Origin of the sequence: Eoetvoesiella sp., assembly GCF_035555955.1 — a bacterium.
In the GTDB taxonomy this organism is placed as follows: Bacteria; Pseudomonadota; Gammaproteobacteria; order Burkholderiales; family Burkholderiaceae_B; genus Eoetvoesia.
Window position 1 is genome coordinate 148,459 of sequence record NZ_DATMGA010000028.1, and the last position, 17,894, is coordinate 166,352.

The 17,894-nt window shown below is 64.1% G+C and carries 17 protein-coding genes and 1 riboswitch; of the genes, 9 read left to right on the forward strand and 8 right to left on the reverse strand.

What is annotated here, in order from left to right:
* Positions 1 to 86: 86 nt before the first annotated feature.
* The 5 genes from VNT00_RS08805 to VNT00_RS08825 all read right to left on the reverse strand — a co-directional run bounded on the left by VNT00_RS08805 (position 87) and on the right by VNT00_RS08825 (position 4,638).
* Positions 87 to 1,148 (reverse strand): tyrosine recombinase XerC, encoded by a 1,062-nt coding sequence (locus VNT00_RS08805; protein ID WP_414650912.1) that lies wholly within the window; start codon positions 1,146 to 1,148, stop codon positions 87 to 89.
* Positions 1,145 to 1,834, reverse strand: a complete 690-nt coding sequence (locus VNT00_RS08810; protein ID WP_325586540.1) for a DUF484 family protein — start codon at positions 1,832 to 1,834, stop codon at positions 1,145 to 1,147. Before VNT00_RS08810 ends, VNT00_RS08805 begins: the two co-directional genes overlap by 4 nt.
* Positions 1,831 to 2,724 (reverse strand): diaminopimelate epimerase, encoded by an 894-nt coding sequence (dapF, locus tag VNT00_RS08815; RefSeq protein WP_325586542.1) that lies wholly within the window; start codon positions 2,722 to 2,724, stop codon positions 1,831 to 1,833. Before dapF ends, VNT00_RS08810 begins: the two co-directional genes overlap by 4 nt.
* A gap of 72 nt (positions 2,725 to 2,796) precedes the next feature.
* Positions 2,797 to 3,687, reverse strand: coding sequence for a lysophospholipid acyltransferase family protein (locus VNT00_RS08820; protein WP_325586544.1), 891 nt, complete (start codon positions 3,685 to 3,687; stop codon positions 2,797 to 2,799).
* 81 nt (positions 3,688 to 3,768) lie between these two features.
* The gene (locus VNT00_RS08825; RefSeq protein WP_325586546.1) at positions 3,769 to 4,638 is read right to left on the reverse strand and encodes a lysophospholipid acyltransferase family protein; all 870 of its coding nucleotides are present in this window, start codon (positions 4,636 to 4,638) and stop codon (positions 3,769 to 3,771) included.
* 255 nt (positions 4,639 to 4,893) lie between these two features.
* Here VNT00_RS08825 and metK point away from each other — a divergent pair, with 255 nt between their 5' ends.
* The 5 genes from metK to metF all read left to right on the forward strand — a co-directional run bounded on the left by metK (position 4,894) and on the right by metF (position 9,487).
* Positions 4,894 to 6,057 (forward strand): methionine adenosyltransferase, encoded by a 1,164-nt coding sequence (gene metK, locus VNT00_RS08830; RefSeq protein ID WP_325586548.1) that lies wholly within the window; start codon positions 4,894 to 4,896, stop codon positions 6,055 to 6,057.
* Positions 6,058 to 6,244: 187 nt separating this feature from the next.
* Positions 6,245 to 6,472 (forward strand): DUF1289 domain-containing protein, encoded by a 228-nt coding sequence (locus tag VNT00_RS08835; RefSeq protein WP_325586550.1) that lies wholly within the window; start codon positions 6,245 to 6,247, stop codon positions 6,470 to 6,472.
* A 35-nt stretch (positions 6,473 to 6,507) separates the two neighbouring features.
* Positions 6,508 to 6,650: riboswitch (S-adenosyl-L-homocysteine riboswitch) on the forward strand.
* A 70-nt stretch (positions 6,651 to 6,720) separates the two neighbouring features.
* Complete coding sequence (gene ahcY / locus VNT00_RS08840; protein WP_325586552.1) at positions 6,721 to 8,139, forward strand: adenosylhomocysteinase; 1,419 nt, start codon at positions 6,721 to 6,723, stop codon at positions 8,137 to 8,139.
* A 95-nt stretch (positions 8,140 to 8,234) separates the two neighbouring features.
* Positions 8,235 to 8,570, forward strand: a complete 336-nt coding sequence (locus VNT00_RS08845; protein WP_325586554.1) for a phage holin family protein — start codon at positions 8,235 to 8,237, stop codon at positions 8,568 to 8,570.
* A 65-nt stretch (positions 8,571 to 8,635) separates the two neighbouring features.
* The gene (gene metF / locus VNT00_RS08850; RefSeq protein WP_325586556.1) at positions 8,636 to 9,487 is read left to right on the forward strand and encodes a methylenetetrahydrofolate reductase [NAD(P)H]; all 852 of its coding nucleotides are present in this window, start codon (positions 8,636 to 8,638) and stop codon (positions 9,485 to 9,487) included.
* Positions 9,488 to 9,586: 99 nt separating this feature from the next.
* On the opposite strand, the gene VNT00_RS08855 is transcribed toward metF, so the two are convergent.
* Positions 9,587 to 10,219 carry a 5-formyltetrahydrofolate cyclo-ligase gene (locus VNT00_RS08855; protein WP_325586558.1) on the reverse strand — a complete coding sequence of 211 codons (633 nt, stop codon included), beginning with the start codon at positions 10,217 to 10,219 and terminating at the stop codon, positions 9,587 to 9,589.
* Positions 10,220 to 10,244: 25 nt separating this feature from the next.
* Between VNT00_RS08855 and VNT00_RS08860 the strand changes: the two genes are divergently transcribed.
* Together VNT00_RS08860 and VNT00_RS08865 are read left to right on the forward strand one after the other, a co-directional pair.
* On the forward strand, positions 10,245 to 12,398 hold the full coding sequence (locus VNT00_RS08860; RefSeq protein WP_325586560.1) for a lytic transglycosylase domain-containing protein: 2,154 nt from the start codon (positions 10,245 to 10,247) through the stop codon (positions 12,396 to 12,398).
* Positions 12,399 to 12,477: 79 nt separating this feature from the next.
* Positions 12,478 to 13,623 (forward strand): tRNA nucleotidyltransferase/poly(A) polymerase-related protein, encoded by a 1,146-nt coding sequence (locus VNT00_RS08865; RefSeq protein WP_325586562.1) that lies wholly within the window; start codon positions 12,478 to 12,480, stop codon positions 13,621 to 13,623.
* Positions 13,624 to 13,645: 22 nt separating this feature from the next.
* Here the strand turns inward: VNT00_RS08865 and VNT00_RS08870 are convergent, their stop codons facing one another.
* Positions 13,646 to 14,434, reverse strand: coding sequence for an IclR family transcriptional regulator (locus tag VNT00_RS08870; RefSeq protein ID WP_325586564.1), 789 nt, complete (start codon positions 14,432 to 14,434; stop codon positions 13,646 to 13,648).
* 114 nt (positions 14,435 to 14,548) lie between these two features.
* Between VNT00_RS08870 and VNT00_RS08875 the strand changes: the two genes are divergently transcribed.
* Both VNT00_RS08875 and VNT00_RS08880 read left to right on the forward strand, forming a co-directional pair.
* Positions 14,549 to 15,595 carry an aromatic ring-hydroxylating dioxygenase subunit alpha gene (locus VNT00_RS08875; RefSeq protein WP_325586566.1) on the forward strand — a complete coding sequence of 349 codons (1,047 nt, stop codon included), beginning with the start codon at positions 14,549 to 14,551 and terminating at the stop codon, positions 15,593 to 15,595.
* 91 nt (positions 15,596 to 15,686) lie between these two features.
* Positions 15,687 to 16,856: an ABC transporter substrate-binding protein gene (locus VNT00_RS08880; RefSeq protein ID WP_325586568.1), complete on the forward strand. Its 1,170-nt coding sequence runs from the start codon at positions 15,687 to 15,689 to the stop codon at positions 16,854 to 16,856.
* A 20-nt stretch (positions 16,857 to 16,876) separates the two neighbouring features.
* On the opposite strand, the gene VNT00_RS08885 is transcribed toward VNT00_RS08880, so the two are convergent.
* A complete protein-coding gene (locus VNT00_RS08885; protein ID WP_325586570.1) occupies positions 16,877 to 17,890 on the reverse strand; it encodes a branched-chain amino acid ABC transporter permease in 1,014 nt (337 codons plus the stop codon).
* Positions 17,891 to 17,894: the final 4 nt, after the last annotated feature.

Genomic DNA, 17,894 nt, shown 5'->3' on the forward strand with positions numbered 1-17,894 from the left:
TGCTCCTGGATCGGGTTCGGGGCCGGGTTGCGTCCTTGGCTCATGCCCGCGGCTAACAAGGCAGGGGAGGCGGGCGCGCGGGCGGATCAGCCTTCCTTGCTTTTGCGGTTGGCACGGGGGTGGGCCTGATCGTAGGCCTTGGCCAGGTGCTGGAAGTCCAGGCGTGTGTAGATTTGCGTGGTGGAAATATTGGCGTGGCCCAGCATTTCCTGGACGGCGCGCAAATCCTGGGCCGACTGCAGGACATGGCTGGCAAAACTGTGGCGCAGGCTGTGCGGATGCACATGCACGGGCAGGCCGGCAAGCGTGGCCAGTTTATTCAATTGCACCTGTACGACGCGCGGCGAAATGCGCTTGCCGCGCACGCCGAGGAACAGAGCGGCCGAGGCATCGATGGCCTCGAGGCTGGACTCGGCGCTTGGGACGGGCGTGGCGCCGGCCGTTGAGCCTGATTCCGAGTCCAGGCCGGGGGGCGATGGCGGGCCGGCGTACTCGGCCAGCTTGGCGCGCTCGTCCAGCCACTGGCGGACGGCCTGGACGGCCTTGGCCCCCAACGGCACGCTGCGGGTTTTATTGCCTTTGCCGCGAACTGTGGCTTCGGCTTCATCCAGTTGTATCCAGCTTTGCGATTCGTACCCGCCCTGACGGGTGTAGCGCCAGTCCAGGCTGACCAGTTCGGCCAGGCGCAGGCCGCTGGAGTAAAGCACTTCGAACATGGCCTGGTCGCGGCATTCCACAGGAGTTTTGGGGGAAGGCAGCCCAGGCCGGTCGAGCAGGGACTGAGCCTGTTCGACCGACAGCGCCTTGGGCAGGCTGCGCGGTACCTTGGGGGCGCGCACGCCCGCCGCGGGGTTGTGGCTCAGGCCGGCCGAGGGCGCCCACCATTGGAAGAAGCCGCGCCAGGCGGCCAGGGCGCGCGCCAGGCTGCGCGGCTTCAGGCCTTGCGCATGCAGCCTGGCCAGCGCCTGGCGGATATGGTTTTCGGTGAAATCCGGCAGGGGTGTGTCGGGCAGGATCTGCATCAAGTGGTGCAGATCCTGCCGATAGCCTTGCAGGGTATGGCCGGAATAGCGCCGTTCGGCTTGCAGATGGACGAGCCATTGCTCCATCGGGGCAGGCAGCGCATGCATGGCCGATTCCCGTGTCAGGCTTCCCCGGACGGCTGGTCGGGGCTTTCGAGGCGGGTCAGGCTGGCGCTGGCCAGTTCGTTGATGGTGTCCAGGAAGGCCGTGCCCATGTCGGGGGTGAAGCGTTCGGCTTCGTTGGAGCCCAGGACCAGCAGGCCGAAGGGCTGGGCCCGGTTGCGGGGCTTGAGCGCCACGATGGCCAGCGAGGCGGGCGGCGTGCCCAGCCACGATGCGGCTTCTTGTTCCTTGAATGGCCCGCAGTACGGCTGCTGGAGTTCTTGCGCGTACTGGAGGATGCCGGGGGTGACGTCCTGGGTGAACTCGTTGTCGTCGCCCAAGGCGGGAAGATCCCACAGCCGCAGGGCGATGGCGGGCAGGTCGAAGAGGTCGCTGAGGCTGCGCACGATATGGCCGGGCAGGTTTTGCGGGTCAGGCTCGGCCAGCATGCGGCTGCACCACGCGGTCAGCGTCTTGCTGATCTTTTCATTGCCCGAAGCGTTATGGATAAGGCCCGAGAGCTTCCATTCCAGTTCCTTGGCCTTGGTTCTGAGCGTGAGGATTTGCCTTTCGCCCAGCGATATGGCGCGGGTTTCGTTGGGGTGCGGAACGCGCAGCGAAGAGAACAGGTCGGCGTGCTGCTGGAAGAAGTCGGGGTTTTCGGCAAGAAATACGGCGACGTCGTCGGCGGTGAGGTTGGCAGCGCTCATGGCTTGCTTGCATCCTTGAGTTTGAGTGACTGGGTAAGGGCGTCGATATCGATCTGGCCCGAGAAGACGGTGGCCGCGGGGCCGCTCATGCGCAGGCTGGAGCCGTTCCATTCGATGGTGAGTGGGCCGCCGCGCGTGTGAACCAGAACCGGGCTGTCGAGCAGGCCGCGGCGTATGCCCGCGACGACGGCGGCGCACGCGCCTGTGCCGCAGGCCAGGGTTTCGCCCGCGCCGCGTTCGTAGACGCGCAGCTTGATGGTGTGCCGGTCGACGACCTGCATGAAGCCGGCGTTGACGCGCTGGGCGAAACGCGGGTTGGATTCGATGAGCGGCCCGGTCTGGGCGACGGGGGCGGTGTCGACGTCGCCCACGACCTGGACGGCGTGGGGGTTGGAGATGGCCACCAGCGAAAGCTCGGGCGCGCTGCCGTCGGCAAGAGGCAGCGTCCAGAGCGTATCGTTGGCCATGGCGCGCGATTGCAGGCCTTGCGTATCGAAATGCACGTCGGCGGGCTCGAAACGGGTTTGCCCCATGTCGACGGCGACTTCGCCGGACTCGGATTCGCTGAGTACGATGAGGCCGGTGCAGATTTCGGCCCGCAGGGGGTTGCGTTTGGACAGGCCTTGTTCGTGCACGAAACGTACGAAGCAGCGTGCGCCGTTGCCGCAGTGCTCGACTTCGCCGCCATCGGCGTTGAAGACGCGGTAGCGGAAGTCGGCTTCCGGATGCAGTGGATTTTCGACCAGGAGGATTTGATCGGCGCCGACGCCGAAATGGCGGTCGGCCAGGGCGCGCGCGCGTTCGGGCGTGATTTCAATAGCTTGGCGCACGCCGTCGAGAACGACGAAGTCGTTGCCGGCGCCGTGCATTTTGGTGAAGTTCCAGATCATGGCTTGCCGCTGGGCTTGAATATGTATATAGGAAACTTCGTTAGCTTAACAGGGGTGAGCGCATTATGGGGCTCAATAAGGCCTTGGCTCGCCTTCGGGGCGGGTCTTGAAGCGGCGGTGCACCCAGTAGTATTGGGCGGGATCGGGGCGCACCCAGGACTCGATGAGCTGGTTGAGGCGGGTGGTGGCTTGCTCCAGGGTCTGGTCGCCGGGGAAGTCTGTCAGCGGCGGCAGGACGTCGACCTGGTATTGGCCGGTTTCGGCGTTCAGGCGGCTGACGATGGGGACGACGGCGGCGTCCCAGTTTCTGGCGATCTGCGCGGTGGTGAGCAGGGTGGCGGCCTGGATGCCGAAGAAGGGCACGAAGGCGGCGCCGTCGAGGCCGAAGTCCATGTCGGGCAGGTAGTACACGGGTATGCCGGCCCGCAGTTGACGGATGAGGCCGCGTACGCCGTCGCGGCGGCTGATGAGGTGGACCGTGTTGAAGCGGCCGCGTCCTTCGCGCACGATGGTGTCGACGTCGGCATTGCTTTGCGGTGTGTACAGGGTGGCGGATTCCTTCAGGAACAGGGTAAGGCGGGTGGCGGCGGCGTCCAGGCCGATGAAGTGCGGGGCCAGGAGAATGATGCGGCGCTTGGCCTTTAGCAGGGCGTCGAGGTGCTCAAGCCCGGTGATCTGCACGGTTTCCTGGATGCGTTCGGGCGAGCCGAACCAGATGAGGCCGCGGTCGATCATGGATTGGGCCAGTAGGCGGAAGTGGCGATCCAGCATGGCCTGGCGCTGCGGTTCGGAAAGGCCGGGAAAGCACAGCGCCAGGTTGGTGCGCACGATATGGGCGCGCGAGCGCAGCAGTCTGGACGACAGCCAGCCCAGTGCGCGGCCCCAGCGCAGGCGGGTGGCGTCGGAACAGCGGCCGAAATACGAAAAGATCGAGGTCAGAAGCTTCTGTTTGTCGAGTCTCATGGGCTGGAATGCGGGTACAGGAAGAAACGTCTCGCGGCTCCGCCCCCGCCCGCATTTGGGGAGGCGGGGTTTTCGCGGGCCTTAGTTGCGCTTGCCATGCGGTTGTTCCGCGGAGGGCGGGGGCGGAGCCCCGGCCGGGGTTTTGTAGCGGTTGTAGCTCCATAGATACTGCGTGGGAAAGCGGCGTATCAGGGTTTCCATGGTCTGGTTGATGAGCGTGGCCTGTTCGACCGGGTCGGTAGGCAGAGGTTCGGGCAGGCGCACGTAATGGATGCGCCAGCCGCGGCCCGCGGGCAGGCGCTCGCCGGCGGTCAGGATGACGGCAACCCCCGTTTGTGCGGCCAGCTTGCCCGGCAGGGTCATGGTGTAGGCGGAGCGTCCGAAAAAAGGCGCCCAGACGCCATCGCCCTTGCCGGGGGCCTGGTCGGGCAGCATGCCCACGGACTCGCCGCGCTTGAGCGCCCGCACGAATTCGCGCACGCCCTGCATGGTGGCTGGTACGGCGCGCAGGGCCGACGTGTTGCGCGCGCTTTCCATGACGGGCGCCAGGATGGCTTTGCGCGGAGGGCGGAACATGACGGTGATGGGGCTGCGCAGGCTTACATAGCGCGCCGTGATTTCGAAGCAGCCCAGGTGGGGGGTAAGATACAGAATGCCGCGCCCTTCGGCCAAAGCCGCTTCGACCACGGCATTGTCGTCGCTGACGGTTTTGCCCAGGCTTTGTTCGTTGCGCAGCCAGACCTTGGGCAACTCCAGGATCATGGCGCCGGCCTGCGCGGCGGCTTGGCGGGCAAAGGCGGCGTCGGGGTAGCCGGCCTGGGCCGCATTGGCGCGCAAGCGCCGGCGGTACCGGCCCGGCCAGGCGTAGGCGATGCGCCCGCCGATTCGCCCCAGCCAATGCAGTATGGGCAGCGGCAGCCAGGCAAGCAGGCGAAACAAAGTCAATAGCATGAGTGGTGCATTATCTGTTAATTATCTATCTGTCTATGCAATGAAAAGCAATGAGGGTCATTTTCGCTTAAAATGAAAAGTATCGCTGAGTTAACCGACAACTTGCGGAGCGATGACAATGCCTGCGCGAACGCGCGGCGTTGCCTAAAACTGCTAAAGCGTCGCGCCCCGCATTCATGCCATTTGCTGTCCCGAGGTGCAACGCGTTCCGTTCAACCTCGTTAGCTGGAAATCCAGCTGTAAGGACGTATCGCTGTGGTAAATAACGATTTTCTCTTCACTTCCGAATCTGTCTCCGAAGGCCATCCCGACAAGGTCGCCGACCAGATCTCCGATTCCATCCTCGACGCCATCTTCACGCAAGATCCGCATGCCCGCGTCGCGGCCGAAACCCTGTGCAACACCGGCCTGGTCGTGCTGGCCGGCGAAATCACCACGACGGCCAACGTGGACTACATCCAGGTGGCGCGCGACACCATCAAGCGCATCGGCTACGACAACACCGACTACGGTATCGACTACAAGGGCTGCGCGGTGCTGGTCGCCTACGACAAGCAGTCGCCCGACATCGCCCAGGGCGTCGATCGCAACCCCGAGCAGAACATGGACCAGGGCGCCGGCGACCAGGGCCTGATGTTCGGCTATGCCTGCGACGAAACCCCCGACCTCATGCCCGCGCCCATCTGGTATTCGCACCGCCTGGTGCAGCGCCAAAGCGAGCTGCGCAAAGACGGCCGCCTGCCCTGGCTGCGTCCCGACGCCAAATCGCAGGTCACGTTCCGCTATGTCGACGGCAAGCCGGTCGAGGTCGACACCGTGGTGCTGTCCACCCAGCATTCGCCCGACATCTCCCAGGCCGACATCCGCGAAGCCGTCATCGAACACATCATCAAGCCCAGCTTCGCCGACGGCCTGATCACGCCCAAGACCAAGTTCCTGGTCAACCCCACGGGCATCTTCGTCATCGGCGGCCCGCAGGGTGATTGCGGTCTGACCGGCCGCAAGATCATCGTCGATACGTACGGCGGTGCATGCCCCCACGGCGGCGGCGCATTCTCGGGCAAGGATCCCTCCAAGGTCGACCGCTCGGCGGCCTATGCCGCCCGCTACGTGGCCAAGAACATCGTTGCGGCGGGCCTGGCCAGCAAGTGCCAGGTGCAGATCAGCTATGCCATCGGCGTGGCCGAGCCCATCAACATCACCGTCAACACCGACGGCACGGGCGTCATCGGCGACGACAAGATCGCCATGCTGGTGCGCGAGCATTTCGACCTGCGTCCCAAAGGCATCATCAATATGCTGAACCTGCTGCGCCCCATCTACTCGAAGACGGCGGCCTACGGGCACTTCGGGCGTCCAGAGCCCGAATTCAGCTGGGAGGCCACCGACAAGGCCGCCGTGCTGAAAAAAGCGGCGTAAGCCGGCATAGGCAAGACGGGACACCGGTTTTTTCGGTTCGGATCCTGTTCTGCAACGGTTCAGAAGGGGCTGCCCGTTCGGGCAGCCCCTTCTTTCTTGTTCGTGCAATGAATGAAGCCGGCATGGTTATGCCCGCCATGCCGTGGCGGGGGTGTTAAAGTCTGTTGTCGAGAAATTTTTCAAAGCCATGAGCGACACGCCCGAATCTTCTTCGAACTCGTCTTCCGCCGATCAAAGCCGCAGCCTTGCGCCCAGCGACTCGCCGTGCGTGGCCATTTGCTCGACGCTGTACGACGAAATCTGCCGGGGCTGCGGCCGCACGGCCATGGAAGTGGCCAACTGGGTGTTTCTTTCCGAAGAAGAAAGGCTGGCCGTCTGGGCCCGCATCAAGGCGCAGGGGTACCCGCGGCGCTAGCCCTCTCCCGCCACCAAACTACGCTACAATTTACCCTTCCTGAGGAGCGCTGCACCGGGATGCAGGCTGGCTTGGGGAAGCTTTCGGGCAAAGTCGTACTCGACCTTGCCGCAGGTTTCCCGGCGCCGCCGCCCGCCAGGCTCAGGACGGTTACTTGTTTGAACGGCGCTCATCATTCTCCTGCGTGCAGGCGAGGGTGGGCAAGATCGTTGCCGCTTCCGCTCGCGCAGGTTTATTGGGATATCACCATGAACACTGTTGCCGACACGAATTTCTCCGACTACAAAATCGCCGATATCGCCCTGGCTGGCTGGGGCCGCCGCGAAATCGCCATTGCCGAAACCGAAATGCCGGGCCTCATGGCCACGCGCGAAGAGTACGCCGCCACCCAGCCCCTGAAGGGCGCCCGCATTGCTGGCAGCCTGCACATGACCATCCAGACCGCGGTGCTCATCGAAACCCTGGTTGCGCTGGGCGCCGAAGTGCGCTGGGCTTCGTGCAATATCTTCTCTACCCAGGATCACGCCGCCGCCGCGATCGCTGCTTCGGGCACTCCGGTGTTCGCCATCAAGGGCGAAACGCTGGAAGACTACTGGAACTACACCCATAAAATCTTCGAATGGCCCGACAACCGCCATGCCAACATGATTCTCGACGATGGCGGCGACGCCACGACGCTGCTGCACCTGGGCGCCAAGGCCGAGAAAGACATCTCGGTGCTGGCCAAGCCCGGCAGCGAAGAAGAGCGCGTGCTGTTCGCTTCCATCAAGGCCACGCTGGCGCGTGATCCCAACTGGTATTCCGTGCGTCTGGCGCAGGTCAAGGGCGTTACCGAAGAAACCACCACGGGCGTGCACCGCCTGTATCAAATGTCCAAGAAGGGCGAGCTGGCCTTCCCCGGCATCAATGTGAATGACTCGGTCACCAAGTCCAAGTTCGACAATCTTTACGGCTGCCGCGAGTCGCTGGTCGACGGCATCAAGCGCGCCACCGACGTCATGGTCGCCGGCAAGATCGCCGTGGTGTGCGGCTTCGGCGACGTGGGCAAGGGCTGCGCCCAGGCGCTGGTTGCATTGCGCGCCCAGGTATGGGTGACCGAAGTCGACCCCATCTGCGCGCTGCAGGCCTCCATGGAAGGCTACCGCGTCGTCACCATGGAAGAAGCCGCCGACAAGGCCGATATTTTCGTGACGGCCACCGGCAACTACCATGTGATCACCCGCGACCATCTGTACGCCATGAAGGACCAGGCCATTGTCTGCAACATCGGCCACTTCGACAACGAGATCGACGTCGCCTCGGTCGAAGACCTGCAATGGGAAGAGATCAAGCCGCAAGTCGATCACATCATCTTCCCCGACGGCAAGCGCATCATCCTGCTGGCCAAGGGCCGCCTGGTCAACCTGGGCTGCGCCACCGGCCATCCTTCTTTCGTGATGTCGGCGTCGTTCACCAACCAGACCATTGCACAGATCGAGCTGTTCACGCGCGGCGAAGCCTACGAAAAGGGCAAGGTCTACGTGCTGCCCAAGCACCTGGACGAAAAAGTGGCCCGCCTGCACCTGAAGAAACTGGGCGTCAGCCTCAGCGAGCTGCGCCCCGATCAAGCCGAGTACATCAATGTGCCGGTGGCTGGCCCCTACAAGCCCGACCACTACCGTTATTGATTAATCCATCCGTTCGCGGATAGCCGGGCAAGGCAAGGGCCGGCGGGCATTTCCACCGGCCCTTGCGATTGTGCAACCACAAGGAGAGCAAGACCATGGAATTATTGTTGATCTGGATTCTGAACGCCGTTGCCCTGTTGATCGTGGCGTATATTCTGCCGGGAATTTCGGTGGCCTCGTTCTGGTCGGCGCTTATCGCCGCCCTGGTTCTGGGCCTGCTCAATACGCTGGTCAAGCCTCTTCTGGTGCTGCTTACGCTGCCCATCACCATTGTCACCCTGGGCCTGTTCCTGCTGGTGCTCAATGCGCTGGTGTTCTGGTTCGCTGGCTCCATCCTCAAGGGCTTCCACGTAAACGGCTTTTGGTGGGCGGTGCTGGGCGCCATCATCTACAGTATTGTTTCGGGCCTGCTGTCCCGGTTGATAGCGTAGGCGGCTTGCGTTCAGCCTGTTCCGTTTGCAACGCCAGCTTCCTGGCATGTGTTAACAAGCGTTAAATGACTTCGACATCCATAACTACAAAAAAGCCCATCAGCCTCGAGTTCTTTCCCCCGCGCGACATTGCCGCGCAGGAGAAGCTGGTTCGCACGGCCAAGCAGTTGCTGGCCCTGCGGCCCGAGTATGTCAGCGTCACGTTCGGCGCGGGCGGCTCGACGCGTTCGGGCACGGTCGATACCGTGCGCATGATGCAGAACCTGGGCTTCGATGCCGCGCCGCATCTGTCCTGCATCGGGGCTTCGCGCGCCGACCTGTCCGAAATCCTGGACACCTACCGCCAGCAGGAGATACGCCGCATCGTGGCGCTGCGCGGCGATATTCCCTCGGGCATGGGCGGCGACCGCGGCGATCTGCATTACGCCGGCGATCTGGTGCGCTTCATCCGCGAGCACAGCGGCGACTGGTTCCACATAGAAGTGGCGGCCTACCCCGAGATGCATCCGCAGGCGCAAAGTTCGCGCGCCGACCTGACGCACTTCGTGGGTAAGGTCAATGCGGGGGCCAATAGCGCGATCACGCAGTATTTCTTCAATGCGGATGCTTATTTCGACTTCGTGAGCCGGGCGCGCGCCAAGGGCGTGACGGTGCCCATTGTGCCAGGCATCATGCCCATTACCAATCATTCGCAGCTGGTGCGCTTTTCGGACATGTGCGGGGCGGAGATCCCGCGCTGGATCCGCCAGCGCCTGGCCGAATTCGGCGACGACAAGGCCTCCATCAAGGCCTTCGGTCTCGACGTCGTAACGCGCCTGTGCCAGAACCTCCTGGACCAGGGCGCCCCCGGCCTGCATTTCTACACCCTGAACAACGCCGACACCACCACCGCCATCGTCAACGCCCTGACACGCTGATTCATTGAGCAAGCCGCGTCAGCGGCGCAGTGTGGGGGCCCTTTCGCCGTCGGGCCGCCCCAAGGCGAAAGACGCCCCCTCGGGGGGCAGCAAGCCGCGTCAGCGGTGCAGCGTGGGGGCCTTTACCGCCCACCCCTTGTCGGTCAGTATCGAGTCCAGTCGCTCATCGTGCGGGGCCGGGGTGTAGTCTTGCCCCGACAGGTCGCCGCAGGCCCAGGCGATGCCTATGCTGGTAAAGGCATGCCCGCGTTCTTTGAACGCGGCCAGCGTGCGGTCGTAGTGGCCTTTCCCGTAGCCGATGCGGTCGCCCTGGCGGGTGTAGCCCAGCGTGGGCACCAGCACGATGTCGGGCAAGGGAGCCTCGGGCCCCTGGGGCTCGGCAATGCCGTAGGCCCCTGTCTGCATGGGCGTTTCCGGAGTCCAGGCGCGAAACAGCAAGGGGGCGTCGTCGCCGCTTGTAACCGGCAGCGAGACCTCGATGCCATCCTCCACCCACTGGGCCAGCAAAGGCTGCAGCTCGGGTTCCCGAGGCAGAGACCAAAAGGCGGCGACACGACGCGGGGCCGGCCGGCCGGCATTTTGCAGTTCGGAGCGTGCCGTGGCCAGCCAGGTGTACAGGCGACCCCGGATCAACAGCGCGCCCCGGCGAGTGTCGGAAGGGGCCTGGGCGTTACGAAGTTCTTTCAAACGCAGGCGTAAAGACGCCGCGTTATTCTCTATACTGTTGGTCATGGTCGATATTTTGCGGAATCCAGGGATGTTATCAAAGCAGAGCCAACGGTATCAGAAAACCCGGAATCTTTCTGGCAAGGCTGTAGTGCGCCACGCCAGCCTGTGGCTGACCTTGTCCGCGGGCCTGGTTGGCTGCGCCGGCGCTGAAGCGCCGGTTGGCGCCAATGCAAGCCAGGCCGCCGAGCCCAGCATGCTGGTAGCCACCGATCCGGCCAAAGTCCCGGCGCCCAATGTGCCCATTGCCGCGCCGGCCCCCGTGGTCGCGCCGGCTCCGCTGCTGCCTCCCGCCATTTATCCGCCCTCTTCGCCGCAAGTGCTGCAAGCGCTGGCCGACGCTCGCGAAGCCATGCAGAAAAAGCAATGGGATCGCCTGGCCGCCCTGGCGCCGCAGGCCAAGACCGATCCTCTGCTGGGCTCTTATGCCGAATACTGGTTGTTGCGCAAGCAGGTTCAAGACCCGACCATGCCGGTGCCTACCGCCCAGTTGCAGAAATTCATGCAGGACAATCGCGACGACTACCTGGCCGACCGCATGAAGGCCGACTGGATCGTGGCCGCCGCGCGCGCGGGCGACTACGCCACCGTCAATCAGCTTGGCCCGGTTCTCAACAGCAACGCCCAGGTGGACTGTTCACGCCTCATGGCCCGGCACATGACGGGCGGCAAGGTCAGCGCCGACCAGGCCATGGAGGCCTTCCAGCCGGTCAGCGCCTGCTGGAGCCTGCTCAACGAACTGGTCGATCGCAACGTGGTGGGCTGGAAGAACCTGGAACCGCTTTTGCGGGCCACGCTGGAAACCTCCAAAACGGGCAATGCCCAGCGCATTGCGGCGCTCATGTTCAGCGCCGGCGAAATGACTTCCTATGCGTCGCTCATGAAGTCCGCCAAGTCGTGGCTGGCCAGGCAGGGCGAACCCAAAACCCGCGCGCAGACCGAGCTGGTCACGCTGGCCTTGTCCCGGATGGCGCGTTCCGACGATCGCGACGAGGCCGCCGCTTATATCGAAAAGAACTGGGCGGGCGTTTTGCCCAAGTCCAATATGCAATGGGTATGGGGGCAGTTCGGGCTGGTTGCTGCCTTGAATGTCGATTCGGATGCCGTCAAATGGTATCGCCGCTCGGGCACCGTGCCCATGACCGACTATAACCACGCCTGGCAGGTGCGCTCCGAGTTGCGGCAGGCCAGGATAGACTGGGGCCAGGTTGCCAAGGCCATCGAAAAAATGTCCGTCGAGCAGCAGGCCGAGCCGGTGTGGGTGTATTGGCGCGGCCGGGCCCTGGCCGCCCGGGGCTTGCACGAAGCCGCGAAAAAGCATTTCGAGTCCATTGCCGGCGAATTCGGTTTTTACGGGCAACTGGCCAACGAAGAGCTGGGCCGCAATATTCCGCTTCCGCCCGCGCCACAGCCGGTCACCAAGGCCGAGCTTGCCCAGGCCCGCAGCAACCCGGGCTTGCAGCGCGCCGTGCGCTTGTTCGACCTGGGATGGCGCCCCGAAGCCGTGCCCGAATGGAACTTCAGCCTGCGTGGCATGAACGACCGCCAGCTGCTGGCGGCCGCCGAAATGGCCAGGCAAGAGCAAATCTACGATCGGGTCGTCAACACTTCCCTGAAGACCACGTCGGAAATCGATTTCAGCCAGCGCTTCATTGCGCCGTTCGAGGGGCGTGTGGCCGCAAAGGCCCGCCAGATCGACCTGGATCCCGCCTGGGTCTACGGCCTCATCCGGCAAGAGTCGCGTTTCATTACCGATGCGCGGTCCCACGTGGGCGCGTCGGGCCTCATGCAGCTCATGCCCGCCACCGCGCGCTGGGTGGCGCGCAAAATAGGCATGAAAGATTTCTCCGCCTCGTCGGTCAACGATTTCGACACCAACACCATACTGGGCACCAATTACCTGAGCATGGTGCTCAACAAGCTGGACGGCTCGCAGGTGCTGGCCACGGCGGGGTACAACGCCGGACCCAAGCGGCCCGTTCAATGGCGCTCCACGCTTGGCGGCCCCGTCGAGGGCGCCATCTTCGCCGAGACCATTCCGTTTACCGAAACGCGGCTTTACGTCAAGCACGTGCTGTCCAACACGGTGTACTACGCCATGTTGTTCAGCGGCAAGCCGCAGTCGCTGAAGGCGCGGCTGGGCACCATTTCTCCCGAGCCGGCGACGCGCGTTGCATTGCCTTAGGGCCTGCGGCACCTGTCAAGGAGATCGCGTTGACGCTGGAGCTGGCTGAACGCAAGGCGCCCATGCCGAAGGAGGCTGCATGAACAACTCCGCAGCGGCTGCCGACGCCGCCACCGCTGGTCTCGACGTCTATGTGGTAGGAGGGGCAGTGCGCGACGACTTGCTGGGCCTGCCGGCGGGGGATCGCGATTGGGTCGTGGTGGGCGCCACGCCCGAGGCCATGGCCGCGCGCGGCTTCATTCCCGTGGGCGGCGATTTCCCGGTTTTCCTGCATCCGCAAACCAAAGAGGAATACGCCCTGGCCCGTACCGAACGCAAGTCCGGGCGCGGCTACAAGGGGTTCACGTTCTACACCGGCGCCGACGTCACGCTGGAGCAAGACCTGACGCGGCGCGACCTTACCGTCAACGCCATTGCGCGCGCGCCCGACGGACGACTGATCGACCCTCTGGACGGACAGGCCGATGTACGCGCCAGGGTATTGCGGCATGTTGGCGACGCCTTCGTCGAAGATCCCGTGCGCCTGTTGCGCCTGGCCCGTTTCGCGGCGCGTTTTCACGACTTTTCCATCGCTCCCGAAACCATGGCTCTGGCGCGCCGTTTGGTCGAAGAAGGGGAAGTGGACGCACTGGTGCCCGAGCGCGTCTGGCGCGAAGTGGCCAAGGGGCTGGACGCTGCGCGGCCCGGCCGCATGTTCGAGGTGCTGCGGGATTCAGGCGCCTTGCCGCGCGTCATGCCGGGCCTGGTATTCAACGACGAGGTCGCGCGATACCTGGCATGCGCCGTGCAGCGCGGCCTGAGCCTGGCGGCGCGCTTTGCGCTGTTGTGCATGGCTTCGGCCGAGCCGGAGCCGATAGGCCGGCATGTGCGCGCGCCCAGCGGCTGCGTCGACTATGCAAGGCTGCTGCCGCAGGTTGTGGCGGCATTGCGGGCGGAGACGGATGCGGACGCCGCGAAGCCTTTGCCGCCGGCGCAGGGGTGGCTGGATCTGATCGAGCGCTGCGATGGCTTGCGCAAGCCCGATCGCTTTCTTGGCCTGATCGATGCCGCGCTGTGCGTGCTGGAAGGCGTGGACGTTCAAGCCTGGGGCCGGCGCTTGCAGGCTGTGCGCGGTATCGATGCCGGCGCGATTGCCAAGGCCTGCAAGGGCGGGCCCGAACAAATCAAGGCAGCCCTGCGCGAGGCCAGGCTGAAGGCCCTGGCGGCAAGTGTGCCGCTTGCTTGATTTGCTCCGTGATGGCTGCCGTTCAGGCCGCCCCGCATTGCCGCGAGACGTGTAGCGCAAACTTGCGCAGTTCGGTGGCGGGTTGGCCCTGGGCGGATACGTCGAGCTGGTTGCTTGGGCCTATGACGTTGATCGAGGCGATCAGCGACCCGCGATGGTCGAGCAGCGGCACGGCCACCGAGCCGAATCCGGGCAGCTTGCTTTCGCGAACCGATGCGCAGCCGTTGCTGCGGACTTCCTTCAATATTTTTTCCACGTCGGGCTTGGCGGCCCCCATGCGCTTGTATTCGGCCAGTTCGCGGGCCAGGATTTCCGCATAGCGTTCGCGGGGCATGTACGCCATGAATGTGCGTCCCGTGGCCGTACCGATCAAGGGCACGGTCATGCCCAGCCGCAATTCGAAGGGGCTGCTGCGGGCCCCGTCCAGCTTGTCCACCACCACGGGGCCGAAGTCTCCCCAGACGCACAGGCAGGTCGTTTCGTGCAGAGCCAGCTGCAGCGATTCCAGGTGGGCGCGGGCGATTTCGAGCGCGCAGACGCGATTCATGGCAGAAAGCCCCAGGCGCACCGAGGTGGCCCCCAGATCGTAGTGGCCGCCGTCCCCCTTTTGCTGTATTAGCCCAAGCCGGACGAAGCTGATCAGGTAGCCGCGGGCCTTGCTGGTCGACATGCCGGTCAGGCGCGAGAGCTCGGTCAGCGAAAGCGCCGAGCCGGCGTCCATCAGGGCGAAGATGAGCTTGAACCCCAGCTCCACGGACTGGATGCCCGCTTGCTTGGGAGGCGCGGTGGTTTTGGGCTTGGCTGGTGTCATGGCGGTATGGGTGTCTGCCTGGATGAAGCCATGATTATCACCTAAATTTTTACTTGACAGTATTGAAGTAGCTTAACTATATTGATAAAAAGAAAATGCCAAAGGAGAACGACGATGGCTTGGCTGCGCAATTGCTGGTATGTCGCCATGTGGGCCCAGGATCTCAAGGCCGGGGCCCTGGAGCCGCGCACGATCATTGGCGAGAACATCGTGCTGTATCGCTGCGCGGATGGTTCCATAGCCGCCCTGCAGAACCGATGTCCGCATCGATTCGCGCCGCTGCACATGGGCAAGCTTGGCGCCGATGGCTGTACTTTGCGTTGCGGCTACCATGGCCTGGAGTTCGGCCCCGACGGCAAATGCGTCGAGAATCCTCACGGCGAAGGCCGCATCCCGCCGGCGCTGGCCGTGAAAAGCTATGCGGCGGTCGAAAAACACAGCCTGGTCTGGGTATGGATGGGCGATCGCGCGCCCGACGAAGCCGCCATCCCCGATTACTCGCTTCTGGATGCCGCGGACCAAAGCACCACGAGCGCGCGCGATTGCCTGCAGATGGACGTCGACTATCGTCTCATCGTCGATAACCTCCTGGACCTGAGCCATGTTTCCTTCTTGCACGACGGCATTCTCGGCAACAAGGAAACCATACGCGCCGACATTCAGGCCGACGAGCGCGGCGATACGTTAACGGTCAGCCGCTACATGCCCGACGTGCCGCCTCCCGAGCTGTTCGACATGCTGTTTCGCCGCGACGGCCGGCGCGTCGATTTGTGGGCGTCGATGCGCTGGAATGCTCCGGCCTGCCTGCTCAACGATGCGGGCGTCAAGGCGGTGGGCGACGAACGGCGCAATGGCACGGGCATTTTCGGCGTTCATATTCTGACGCCGCAAACCGAGCGTTCCACCCTGTATCACTTTGCGGCGGTCAGGCAGAACCCCATCGCCTTCCCTCCCGACGAGGCCCAGGGCATTGCCCGGCGCCTGACCGAGTTGCGCCGCTATGCCTTCGCCGAGCAGGACGAGCCCATGATCCGGGCCCAGCAAGCCGTGATCGATGGCGCCGCCGAGCCCCTGGAGCCGGTTCTTCTGCCCATCGACGTGGGGCCGGTGCGCTACAAGCGGATTCTCGAAAGATTGATTCAGCAGGAAGCCCTTTCTTGAGCGGGGACGAAGGCGCAAGCCTTGCCCCCGAAGCATGGAATCGGGTGAAAAAGCCGCAACACTGGCAATACAACGACAACGGAGACAAAACATGAAACGACTCGTAGCGACGGCCCTGGCGTTCGGCGTCATGGCAATCAGTCAAAGCGCCGGTGCGCAGATAAAGATAGGGATCAGCGTGTCCGAAACTGGGCCTGCCGCCTCGCTGGGCAAGGTCGAGAAGAACGTCCTGCAGATGCTGCCGGCCAAGGTGGATGGCGTCGATGTGAAATACATCATTCTGGACGACGCTTCGGACACGACGGCCGCCGTCAGGAATGCCAGGAAGCTGGTCAGCGAAGACCATGTGGACGCGATCATCGGCTCCACCACCACCCCGAACTGCCTTGCCATGACGGAGGTGGCCGCCGAAAGCGGCACGCCGCTGCTGGCCATGGGCGGGGGCGCCGCCATTATCGCGCCTATGGACAACAAGAAGAAATGGGTGTTCAAGGCCGTGCAGAACGACGCCATGATGGTGGCCGCCATCGTCCAGCACATGGCCGCCTCGGGCGCCAAGAAGATCGGCTACATCGGCTTTTCGGACGCCACGGGCGAGGGCTACTGGAATGCGCTGGTTCCCCTGGCTGCCAAGGCCGGCCTGCAGATCGTCGCGAACGAGCGCTACCAGCGCACCGACACCAGCGTCACGGGGCAGGCGTTGAAGCTCATCGCGGCCAAGCCGGACGCCATCCTGATCGCCGCTTCGGGCACGCCCGCCGCGCTGCCCCAAAAGGCGCTGAAAGAGCGCGGCTACCCGGGCAGGATCTACCAGACGCACGGCGTGGCCAATAACGACTTCCTGCGCGTGTGCGGCAAGGACTGCGAAGGCACCTACCTTCCCATAGGCCCCTTGCTGGTTGCCGAACAGTTGCCCGACAGCATGACTTCCAAGCCGGTCTCCCTGGATGTGGTCTCGCGCTACGAAAAAGCATATGGGGTCGGGTCGCGCTCCACCTTCATTTCGAATGCCTACGACAGCTTCCTGCTGTTGAAGAACGCCTTTCCCGCGGCCTTGAAGAAAGCCAAGCCGGGCACGGCCGAGTTTCGCGCGGCGTTGCGGGACAGCCTCGAGGCGACCCGCGATTTCAGCGGCACGCAAGGGGTCTACAACATGACGCCCACCGACCATGTCGGCCTGGACGACCGCGCGCGCGTCATCGTGCGGATCCACGACGGGCATTGGGTGCTGGCCGCATCCGGCGGCCAGGCCAAGCCGTAATGTAATGGCGGCCGGGGGCTCTACTTTGGACTTTTCCCCAGCAGCTGCACACGCCGCTGCACCGGGAAGAAGCGCAGGTCGTAGCGCTGCTGTATGGAGCCCCAGATTCCCTTGGGCCATTTCATCATGACGACAATGGCCACCAGGCCCAGAACCATCAAGTACCAGGTGCCGTAGTCGGCCAGCAGGCTGCGCATGCCGAAGAAGACCAGCGTGCCGATGATGGGCCCCTCGATGGTGCCGATGCCGCCGATTACGACGATGAAGATGGGAAACACCACCCAGTTCAGGTCGAACGCCGCGGTGGGCGATATGCGCAGGGCGTTCAGGTAGTACAGGGCGCCGACCAGGCCGGTGCCGAATGCCGCCAGGACGAATACGCAGAACTTGACGCGCTTGACGTTGATGCCCTGGCTCTCGGAGGCCGCTTCGCTGTCGCGGATGGCGGTCAGCGCGATGCCGAACCGCGAGCGCAGCAGCCAGTACATCAGGGCGATGAAGCCGACGGTGATGGCCACCGCGATCCAGAAGGTGGCGGATTCGCGGAATACCTTGGGGATGCCGCGCATGGCGGTCAGGCTTTGTCCCGATCCGCCGCCTAGCAGCGGGGCGTTCGAGATGGCCAGGCGGTAGATCTCGGCGACCACCCAGGTTCCCACCGCGAAGTAGCCGCCCTTCAGGCGAAACACGACGGCGGCGGTGGGAATGGCGATGACGGCGGCGATGACGCCGCCAAGCAGGATGGACACGAAGGGGTTGATGCCCATGTGGTTGGCGGCAAGGAACAGTCCGTAGGCGCCCAGGCCCACGAAGGCCTGCTGGCCGATGGAGATCAGGCCGCCATAGCCGGCCAGCAGATTCCACATTTGCGCCAGCACCAGGTAGCACATGGCTTCGACCAGCAGCCGCATGAGGCTGGGCTGGGCCCAGAAAGGCAGGGACACCAGCAAGGCGATGCAGACCACGGCGGCGGCTATACCGGCCTGGCTGGCCCGGGTCTTGCGCTGAACCGTATAGCGAATGGGTGGGTGCATAGTG